At 40.2% G+C, this 9,496-nt stretch carries 12 protein-coding genes and 1 pseudogene; 2 read left to right on the forward strand and 11 right to left on the reverse strand.

Going from position 1 to position 9,496, the window contains the following annotated elements; all coding sequences use genetic code 11:
* Positions 1 to 581 (forward strand): substrate-binding domain-containing protein (locus AC1DSE_RS23385; RefSeq protein ID WP_477528266.1); only part of this gene is annotated, 581 nt, incomplete at its 5' end.
* Positions 582 to 669: 88 nt separating this feature from the next.
* On the opposite strand, the gene AC1DSE_RS23390 is transcribed toward AC1DSE_RS23385, so the two are convergent.
* The 5 genes from AC1DSE_RS23390 to AC1DSE_RS23410 form a co-directional block, all read right to left on the reverse strand.
* Positions 670 to 1,512: a DNA alkylation repair protein gene (locus tag AC1DSE_RS23390; RefSeq protein WP_477511095.1), complete on the reverse strand. Its 843-nt coding sequence runs from the start codon at positions 1,510 to 1,512 to the stop codon at positions 670 to 672.
* A 106-nt stretch (positions 1,513 to 1,618) separates the two neighbouring features.
* On the reverse strand, positions 1,619 to 2,254 hold the full coding sequence (locus AC1DSE_RS23395) for a Crp/Fnr family transcriptional regulator (RefSeq protein ID WP_477511096.1): 636 nt from the start codon (positions 2,252 to 2,254) through the stop codon (positions 1,619 to 1,621).
* Between the two features lie 41 nt (positions 2,255 to 2,295).
* On the reverse strand, positions 2,296 to 3,204 hold the full coding sequence (locus AC1DSE_RS23400) for an alpha/beta hydrolase (protein WP_441885320.1): 909 nt from the start codon (positions 3,202 to 3,204) through the stop codon (positions 2,296 to 2,298).
* Positions 3,205 to 3,268: 64 nt separating this feature from the next.
* Positions 3,269 to 3,568 carry a MerR family DNA-binding protein gene (locus tag AC1DSE_RS23405; protein WP_477511119.1) on the reverse strand — a complete coding sequence of 100 codons (300 nt, stop codon included), beginning with the start codon at positions 3,566 to 3,568 and terminating at the stop codon, positions 3,269 to 3,271.
* A complete protein-coding gene (locus AC1DSE_RS23410; protein ID WP_477511097.1) occupies positions 3,507 to 3,671 on the reverse strand; it encodes a MerR family DNA-binding transcriptional regulator in 165 nt (54 codons plus the stop codon). Before AC1DSE_RS23410 ends, AC1DSE_RS23405 begins: the two co-directional genes overlap by 62 nt.
* Positions 3,672 to 3,856: 185 nt before the next feature.
* Here AC1DSE_RS23410 and AC1DSE_RS23415 point away from each other — a divergent pair, with 185 nt between their 5' ends.
* Positions 3,857 to 4,825 (forward strand): alpha/beta fold hydrolase, encoded by a 969-nt coding sequence (locus AC1DSE_RS23415; protein WP_477528267.1) that lies wholly within the window; start codon positions 3,857 to 3,859, stop codon positions 4,823 to 4,825.
* Between the two features lie 46 nt (positions 4,826 to 4,871).
* On the opposite strand, the gene AC1DSE_RS23420 is transcribed toward AC1DSE_RS23415, so the two are convergent.
* The 6 genes and pseudogenes from AC1DSE_RS23420 to AC1DSE_RS23445 form a co-directional block, all read right to left on the reverse strand.
* Positions 4,872 to 5,606, reverse strand: coding sequence for an ABC transporter ATP-binding protein (locus AC1DSE_RS23420; RefSeq protein ID WP_339203816.1), 735 nt, complete (start codon positions 5,604 to 5,606; stop codon positions 4,872 to 4,874).
* A gap of 26 nt (positions 5,607 to 5,632) precedes the next feature.
* Positions 5,633 to 6,958 (reverse strand): hypothetical protein, encoded by a 1,326-nt coding sequence (locus AC1DSE_RS23425; RefSeq protein ID WP_477528268.1) that lies wholly within the window; start codon positions 6,956 to 6,958, stop codon positions 5,633 to 5,635.
* Positions 6,959 to 6,976: 18 nt separating this feature from the next.
* The gene (locus tag AC1DSE_RS23430) at positions 6,977 to 7,750 is read right to left on the reverse strand and encodes a hypothetical protein (protein WP_477511100.1); all 774 of its coding nucleotides are present in this window, start codon (positions 7,748 to 7,750) and stop codon (positions 6,977 to 6,979) included.
* Between the two features lie 50 nt (positions 7,751 to 7,800).
* A complete protein-coding gene (locus AC1DSE_RS23435; protein WP_477528269.1) occupies positions 7,801 to 8,124 on the reverse strand; it encodes a GntR family transcriptional regulator in 324 nt (107 codons plus the stop codon).
* A gap of 187 nt (positions 8,125 to 8,311) precedes the next feature.
* Positions 8,312 to 8,986, reverse strand: coding sequence for a DUF6320 domain-containing protein (locus AC1DSE_RS23440; RefSeq protein WP_477511102.1), 675 nt, complete (start codon positions 8,984 to 8,986; stop codon positions 8,312 to 8,314).
* A pseudogene (locus AC1DSE_RS23445) lies at positions 8,983 to 9,496 on the reverse strand (alcohol acetyltransferase); the annotation flags it as partial. The pseudogene AC1DSE_RS23445 and the gene AC1DSE_RS23440, both read right to left, overlap by 4 nt.

A 9,496-nucleotide genomic window follows, 5' to 3' on the forward strand; every position in this document is an offset into this window, starting at 1 on the left:
GTGCCGCTGACTATACGTCCTATTCCGCAGTCGATGTTAACCGTGGTCAAGCCATTCGGCTAGCGGTTCGTCACTTGGCAAATTTATGTCATAAAGAAATAGCATACATCGGGGAACCGAAGTCGCATGACCCGCTGCAAGCTGTAAAAATCGAAGCCTTTCAAGAAGAGATTAGACATCATGGGCTGAGTTTAACAGATGATTCCATTCTCCAAATGAACGGTTTAGAATTTCACGATGGTTATATTGCTGCACGAATGATGATGGACCGTCCTCTTCGACCAACAGCTGTCATAAGCGGCGGTATCGATCTCACTCGCGGCATCCTTCGCGCCGTCAGTGAACTCGGCCTCTCCGTTCCTCATGATGTTTCTGTCGTTAGTTACGATAATCTTCCGCAGATGGAGAATCTTGAGGTTCCAATGACCGTCGTAGGTGTTGCCCTCTCCTCCATCGCAGCGGCAATAGCCAAAACTATTCTTGAACTTATCGATGCTCCAAACATGATTAAGACGGTCCACTTGGAACCCGAACTTGTTTTGCGTGCTTCTACTTCTAAACGGTTTTTAAATGGTGAATAGGGCTGTCCCATAAAGTAGATAACACTACTTGAGGATAGCCCTATTGTTTGAATATGTATAAACTTTTTCCTCATTCCTGGGCTTAGCGTCACACCGGCAAGCTTCTTATCGCTTTTGCTACAATTCTTTTCGTTTCCTTCGCCTTTGAGCGCTCCAACCAGTCATTACAAATAGCTCTTACCCACTCAGGATTAGTTTTGCTAGCGTCATTCATCCAGTTGCCTACTGAATCCTGAACATATTTGGCTACATCGCTGTTCACAGCTTCTAATAGAGAAAGAGCCATAGCAGGATCTTCTTTCAGCTCAGCAATATGTTTAGCCCATACGCCTCGCGGTCGAGTGGATTCAATGGCAAATCTCCTAATATTCGCATCATGATCACGCACCCAATCTTCGAGTAAATGAAGTGCTCCCACTAAATCATTGGAAATGGATTCCCTTAGAGCCATCCAAGCAATTTCGCGAACGCCAAAATGGTGATCTGCCGCAAAAGGACGAATCGATGCAAGCTTCTCTACTAAACTTAGACGTTGATCCACTCCGATAATAAAAGCAGCCCAGCAGCGAACACTGTCTGATGGATGAGCAGCTAATTTGTCGTAAAGTTTAGACTGCTCTTCTTCTGCTAGTCGAGCGAATAAGCTAAGCCATTCCTTTGCGATAGCAGGTATGATTTTCATGATTTTTTTCTCGTTCAAATGTTTCAGCCTATCCAGAATGGGATCGGATTCTTGATCCAAACCAAGCTCGTTTAGTACATTTTGCAGCAGTACAATATGATCGACAACGAGCCATTCCGTCAAATTGACCGTCTCCAGTTTCCCCATATGAATCAGTTCTATCACTTCATTTGGAATATCGCTCAACTTTCTTGCACCTTTGCGGTATAAAATGGAGTCAGAAATGACCATCGCTTTCTCATTATTCATAACACGGTTCCCTCGCTTATACGACATTTAAAATTGGAAGTACGCCAAGCATACTTCTTATTTATAAGCGAAGATGTAATCTAGTTTACAACCCTTTCTACATAACCTAGCTTAGCATGTGTTTTTGTTCCGAAAGCTCTTGTAAGGCTACTGTTACCGCTTCTCTTGTCGCTCCAACCAGATTTGCAATTTCTTGATGTGAAAGAGGAAAATCAATTTTGCAATACTCATCCCTATCCATGCTCGTAATTCCAAATTGCTCAGAAAGTTTCATGAGAACATGCAAAATTTTATCATGAAGACCTCCTAGAGCTAAATTTTGTGTTAAACGACTCATCGCACTAATTCGATCACTTAATACCTGTAATAAATTCATCATGAAGCGAGGCCGCTGCATTAAAAAATTTTCAAACCTATCTTTACTCATCAAACAAATATGGCTTTCTTCAATCGTTTCAATATAGTGATCCCGTGTACCAAATGAAATGATATTCATCTCGCCAAATACATTTCCTTCACCTAATATATCCGAAGTAAATTGCTTGCCCTCCACACTCAGCTTATATAAACGAACCTTTCCCTTTTTCACAAAATAAAGCCCTTCTGAAAAAGATTCCGGTGTTTGAATAAATGTCTTTTTCGGGATAACGGTAATAGAGGTCATTTCATCCATCTCTATCAAGTCTTCTATTGTGAGTGAATGAAGCAAATTGAATTGCGATAAATATTGAATGTTATCCATTTCTCCTCCAGTTCGTTAAACAAGATGAAAAAATAAAGATTTTAAGACAGCTTCTTTTTCACAAAATGACCAATATGGTCGATAGCCTGCTGCGCTTCCGGAAGCATGTAGGCGAGAAAATGAAATACACTCCACATCTGATCCCATACTTCCAGCGTAACAGCGACACCTGCTGCTCTTGCTTGATCCGTAAACCGTGTAGAATCACTTAACAGAACTTCATGATCGCCTATTTGGATAAACAAATCGGGCAGCCCGCTCAAATTCATTCTAAGGGGGGATAAGAGCAGGATATCATCCGTACTGTTGCCTAAATATGTGTTCAATATCCTGCGATTGCCCTCCAAGCTCCCTGTAGGATCAAGCTCCGATCGAGTCATGTAGGATTCACCATCCAGATGAACTAGATCCGTATGCGGGGAGATGAGAAAAGCACCAGCTGGAAGCATCTCTCCTTGATCTCGAAGTGAAAGCAAGGTCATAAGCGCAAGGCTTCCGCCTACCGAATCTCCGCCAAATAGCATATTAGCAGCGGAATAACCGTTTTCAAACAACCAACGATAGGCAGTAAGGCAATCCTCGTTTGCAGCTGGATACGAATGCTCCGGTGCAAGTCTATATTCAATGACAAGCACTTTCACCCCACTGGATTTCGCTATTCTTGCTGTCAAATCACGATAGAATGCACAAGTGCCTGCTATAAAACCACCGCCATGGAAGTAAAGAATGACCTTCTTCACATCTACAGTTAAATTGGCAGGAGTAATCCATTCACCATATAGGTTTCCGATTACTACCTCTTGGACAATAATATCCGTATTCATTTGCATTGCAGCTGCGGTATTGTTCATTTCATTTCGTATTTTCTCCACTGGCATTTCACTAAAATTGCTCGTTTGTTTTAAAAAATGTTTAATCGCTGTAAGCTGTTCGATACTCGTTTTTTCCATGTAATACTCCTCCTACAGGCTTAATAACGTAAGTTTACAGCCTGTAGCATAGTACAACGTCAAGCTAAGATTCCATGTGAAGGATGTAGAGTGTTTGCTGCGTTTCCGGGTGCTTTTCTTCTGCTTGCAGATTTGTTTTCAAGCTTGCGAGCATTGCTAATGTTTGTTCTTGCCGTTCCATATCTAAACGGATTTTATCCATTTTTTTATCGATCACAGTCAAAAAATCAGCGAGACTAATTTGACTGCTGCTAGACTTTGTTAATGCTTTTTTGATTTCTTTTAACGTAAAACCACAAGCCTTAGCATTTTTTATAAACGTAAGATGACTTAATACTTGAGTACATCCGATAACCTGATTCAGAACGCATCGGCGCCGGAATTAGACCATGATTCTCATAGTATCTTAACGTTTCGATATTCACATTCGCCATTTTTGCAATTTGCCCTCGCAAATAACCGGTCATTTCAATCCCCCTCTTATGTTGGTTGAAAGATTATTCTGAAGAGACACACAGGCTGATCATAGGTCTTAACGTTTAATTAGAAAATAGCATTGTAGTTATGCCCAAACGAAAATGCTATAATATACTAATTATGGAACGAAAAAGTAAACAACTGAACAAATTTCAAAATCGATAAAGGATCAACCATGAACAAAAAAACTCGTAAACAAAAATTAAAAGTCATAATGAAAATCGTAGTGTCCGTTGTCGTTCTTTTATTAATAGGAGGAATGTGGCAATACAATATGATGAATAAAGAATCACAAATGTTTTTGCCGCAAGGAAAACGATATACAATAAACTCGCATGACATGCACGTATACAGTGTTGGAACTGCTGGTAGCCGAACCATTGTTTTTGTTRCTGGGTCTGGTACGCCTAATGCTTTTACCGATTTTTACTACTTACAAAACGAACTGCAACAATATGCGAGAACCGTAAGTTTTGACCATGCTGGTTTTGGTTGGAGCGCGCAAACACATATCCCAAGAACGATTGATACATTAGTTGATGAACTGCATGAATTGCTTAAAAAATCAAATGCAACCGCGCCCTATGTTTTAATTGGACACTCGCTCGCATCATTAGAGGTGCTTCGTTTTGCACAACGATACCCTGATGAAGTTGAGCAAATCATTTTATTAGATGGCGGCAGCCCTGATTATTATGCAAATGCTGGGGAGTTGCAGCCCTATTTGATAAATCGCTTTATGGCAGGTCTGCGTGTAACTGGAATAGCTAGAGCTTTAGGAAATATAGGCGTTTTACTTCCATTTACCGCTGAGAACATACGTAATCAACGGCTCCCTATCGCATGGAAAGCCACTGACTTAGCCATGTATTATAATCATATTGGAGAGTCCAATAATTTGAGTTTCATAAAAAATGTGAATGAGAATGCTCGTGCTGTRTTAGATGGCGGTTACTTAAAAGACACCCCGCTGCTTATTTTATCTTCAGATAGTGGACGCGAATGGGCGAAAGTGCAGCGACAGCTTTTACAATGGTCTAGCCTTAGTAAGCAAGAAACCATTCCTGATTCTGAGCATTACATTCATTGGTCTAATAGAGAAAAAATATTGCAAAAAATAGTGAACACAATTAATAATAATTAAAGCTAATTTTTAAAAATATGGCATTCATACTAAAAACCTTCTTCAACTATTTCTCGGGAAATGAATCATCCAAAGCTTCCTTATATTTATTCTCTTTGTAGCCAATAACCTCAGACATGACATCACTTATACTTTTGCCTTGTTCTCTCATCTCGTCTATATAAAAGTCCGCTTTAATTCTGCCCTTATGAACAATAATGGCACGGTCGATAACATGCTCAATTTCTTCTATTAAATGTGTCGTGAGCAGGATCGTCTCATCGCCTTTTAAATTGGAAACCATCAGCTTTAAAAAATCCTTTCTAGTGAACATATCTTTGCCCTGAAAAGGTTCGTCCATCAGCATATATTTTGCGTCCTTAGCAAACCCCGCACAAATTTCAAGTTTCAGCTTTTGCCCTTTGGAGAATGTTTTGATTTTTTGCTGCGGTTCAAGCTCATAAAAGCTGATTAGCTTGTCAAAATGTTTTCTATTGAATCTAGGAAAAAAACCAGCCAAAAACTCTGCATACTGAACAGGTGTTAGATCAGGAAGAAAGCTGCCCTCTTCCGTAATCAATGCAATGTTGTCATACTGCTCCGTTACTGGTCTGCCTTCTACTGTTATGGTTCCGTTCTGAATTTCTCCAATCCCCATGATTGCCTTCAGCAATGTTGTTTTTCCGCTGCCGTTTCCGCCAAGAATACCAACGATTTCACCTTTGTTTATCGTTAAGCTATCCACGTATAAGTACTCACTGCTTCCAGGATAGCGCTTTTCCACATATTTCAGCTCGATCATCCATGCCCCTCCTGCCTGCAAACCTTTTATTCAATCTTGAGGTTATCGYAATACCTATACTCTGATTGGCTGTATCCAAACCCACCTGGCAGCGGCGATAGATTCATCGCTCTAATATTATCGTCATTCAGATCAGTCATAAGCTCGCCTTTGTAGATCAATGTAGAGGCTTGATACACATAAATCATAAATCGTTTAGGAAGCACAATATCATATTGAAACTGACTTACATCTTTAGGCTTGCTTCTCATTGTTTTGACGACATATAACTTATCGTTACGAAAGCTCATCGCGAGCATACCGCTGAAATTGTCCTCTTCTCCGTCCGCAAAGATTTCTTTTATCGTTTCGTTTAATTTCATTTCACTCGATAAATGAAAACTAAACATTGTTTTATTATTATTATTGGCAACAGCATCCTCTGCTGAAGAGGATCGGCTAAAACTCAGATTTAGCGTGTTCTGATCGTGATCGCTAAATGCTTCATAGTTTTCATAATAGGTATCCCCGCTCGGATTATTGAAAGAGCTCGCTCGATCCCGTCCTGCCAAGTAAAAATGAGGAACTATTGTCTCACCTAATTGCTTCCCGCTGATACTGTCATATGCACGAATAATAAGCTGGTTATCTTCAACTGCAATTAATGCCAAGCTGCTGCCAACGGCTTCTAATCCAATAATTTCAATGCTTGAATTTGGATTGTCTTTGTTTTTATCCAGGCTGAAGGTTGCCACGGTACGCGGCTCCTGCCCTTTGTCTCCGGTTATGCCTCGATAACCCCAATTATCTGAAAACTTTAACTCATAGATTCCGTTCTCTCCTGTGTAATGCGTTGTCGTTGGCAATGTAAAATATACGTTATCGCCAATTTTGGCAAGTCCATATTCGAGAGCATTCGTATAAGTGACGCTATTATCCTTCTGATCCGCTCTATTATAATGAACAGGCGGGCTAACCGTTGCCGTACCGATAGGAATGGGAATTGCGTTCCTTCGATCACGAGCAACGATTTCAAAAAGCGGTCCAGTATTCGAAATATCATATTCAATGCCATTCATTATTTTAGCATTTCCCGGAATAAATCGTTTTGGGGTTTGCTGCTGCATCTGCTCAAATAACACGGTACTCGTTTTCACTTGACCTTTCTCAATACGGAAGCTAGTGCGATGGCTCCCATCCTTCAGCTCTCCACTTATGACTGCATCCTCAATTGCTTGACGTGAACCCTGCAAATCTTTTAAATAAAATGTCCCTTGATCCTTCTTCGCGTAGATACTGCCGGACATTATCCCTATGACAGCTATCGCTGCAATTAACGCAACGAGAACTGCATGGTTTTTCAGCTTTTTCATAGCGATTCCATCCCTTTCTTAAGCGATAGCTGCTTTTTTTATTAGCTTGATGCTGTGCCATATGAATAATCCACTTAAAATAAGCATAATTGAACTGCTAATATACAAATGACTTGGTGCTGCATAAGAATAGGATTCACTCATTCGATAGCTCAGCACTTTAATTACCACTATAACCGCGGCTCCAATAGCGACTAAACCCCAGTACCTTTTGCTTCGTTCGCATAAAGCCCCGTAATATAGAGCTGTTGTGATCATAAATAAAATACTTGCTGATGATATGATTCTGCTTAGGTTTAATGGCATGATGATTCGAAAAAAATCAGAACGGATAACAGCTAAAAAAAGTCCATTTGTCATCGAAAAGCGGCCTCCACCATAGCTCGTAAACTTCGCCGATACCACATCGTATCCAAGCTTTATGCTAATTAGCTGCGACCCGAGCAGCATGAGCAAGCAAATGAAAAAAACAACGATTTTGCTAAAATAAATCGATTCACGCCTTACAGGTAGTGATAAAAACATGTATATACTTTTACTGCCCCAATAACCTGCATAAATCGTCTTTAAGAAAAATCCGCATGCTGCTGCTATGCATAGGAGGAATACGATGATGCAGCCTGAAGAGGCATAAATATGTTCATAGCGCTCGTGAACGGTATATTCACCATAGTCTTTGACAAACATGTGGAGCAGATAAAGAGGGATAACGATTACAGCTGTGCAAAGCAGCATAATCGCTTTCAACCAGGTTGAAAATTCATATTGCAGCAGTCGATAAAAGGTTCTCATAATACCACCTCAATTGTATTATAGTAGTAGTACAGATACGCCAAAAAAAACTATTCCCAACGCTCGCTAATGAGAGAAATGACTTGTTGGAACGACAAATGAATCTCCTTAGCGGAGCCAATAAACGCTTTCACTAACTCATCCGTCAGCTCAGCTTCAATTTGCTTTAAGATCGCCTCATCTACATAAATGGCACTGCCGAGCGTACTGCTCGTGCGAACATAACCTTCATCCTCCATAAGCTTAAAAGCCTTTTGCACTGTATTCGGATTAATGTTCAGTTGTGCAGCTATTTCTCGCCTAGACGGCAGCTTATCTCCCGATTCAACTCTCCCCAGCAGTATTTGCCTCTTCACATACAATGCGGCCTGCACGTATACGGGCTCCTTGTTGTTTAGCTTTAATTCATAAAAATTTAGCACGTACACATCACCTGCCTTATCTCTTGGCTGTATTATTGCACTAGTACAATTTAATTGTCAATATGTAACAAAAAAAGGAGCATGATTTTGAGATTTGCTCCTTTTCTTCGATGATATGAAATAAACCTTTCTAAACCTTTTAAAAATGAAACCGTTTCTTTATTTCTGCTTTAAATTGCCGATCCGAAAAAATAATCATGCCGATGATCGTGAGCAATGAGTACACAATCGCTGCCACACTTGGCCAAATGACATCCGCTAATTGAAAAATAAATAAAATCGCAGGACATAGGCTGATGAAAAACATCGCTAATAAATAACCGATATCATTATGCCATAACGATTTTTTTATAATGGCGAGCAGAGTCATCATAAAAGTTGCTGCCATACCAAAGAGCGGAATGGCATAGGTGGTTGACCACTTCATAAACCCAACAAAAATATCGATTACGAGTAAAAAAAGCGCTAATATTGCGTAATGAAACAATATCTTTTTGCCGATATGCGCCTTTGACAATATCGTATCTTTGACGATCACCCATGCATAGATTAACCCGGTCGTCACAATCGCAGACCACAATTTAGGATTGAGCTGCAACGTTAATAAATTAATCGTAATCGAGAGTACAATAGCCGATATCGTTAAAAATATAAACAGCTTCGTTCGTGTAAATACGGCTGTTTCTTGATGTAATTTTGCATAGGAGGGGTACTCTGATGCACTATTCCCACGATTCCCAAGAGGCCTCGAGCATAACGGACAATAGTCGTGCTGGTCATCAACACTCACATTGCATCGATTGCATAACCTCATCCGTTCCTCCCCCAATCATTTGAATATACTCTCACGTCAAGCCCAGCCTGAGTCGCTAAATAAGAGAAAAAATATTGCAGTATATCGGCTTCTACAATACTTCTCGTAAACGTAATCGTCAGCTTATCATTAACCGTACAGACGCCGCAGCTTACTGGGCTTTTATTTGATGGATAGACTACAGCCTCAATAACGTCGATATAGTCATACATTTGCTGCGGAAAAATGATGTTGCCAACATTGGATAACGTCATCGTTCTTCTGCTTTCTCCTAATGTGCGAAAACCAAAATCAACAAACCAGCTTTTGAGAAACAGCGGAATAAAAAGAGTAGCTTTGTTGCGTTCGAGCGCTACATTGTTATAAATAATATTTTGCAAATTTTCTTTTCCTGTTTTCTGCTTTAACATTTCATTTACTCGAATAATGAGCTCATCAAATGAAGCGTCCTCGGTTACTTTTATTCCGATATTTACAACGCCAAAAAAATTGCGAAGCGTTCGCGACGGG

It is taken from the genome of Paenibacillus sp. 01L418 (assembly GCF_056400045.1).